1 protein-coding gene is annotated in these 341 nt (G+C 68.9%); it reads right to left on the reverse strand.

Annotated elements, in window-relative coordinates:
- On the reverse strand, positions 1 to 341 hold a 341-nt coding region (locus SB658_RS22605), incomplete at both ends, for a hypothetical protein (protein ID WP_410602459.1).

The raw sequence follows: 341 nt of genomic DNA on the forward strand, positions 1-341 counted from the left end.
CGCTCGGCCTCGTGCGCGTCCACCGCGACGGACCTGTCTCGCACGAAGACAGGTCGGAGCTGCCCGTTCAGAGTCGTCATCACGGTCCGCATGCCCTTGTCGTCGGCGTCGCCGATGGCCTCCAGACCGATGAACAGCTGCACGCCGCGGTCGATCTCGATGCGATGCTCCTGTCCCTGCACGAGTCCGAAGAGGTAGTCGCTCGTGTCGAGGACGGAGAGGTCGCCGAAGAGCTCGCGCCGCTCGGTGTACTCCGCGGTGGGCGCAGGGAACAACAGGGAGTTGAGCCGCGCACGCCGCTCGGCGCTGGAACCGGCGAGGGCGGCCTCGTCCTCCGCGCT

It is taken from the genome of Bacillus sp. SIMBA_008 (genome assembly GCF_046535495.1).
Taxonomy (GTDB): Bacteria; Bacillota; Bacilli; order Bacillales; family Bacillaceae; genus Bacillus; species Bacillus subtilis.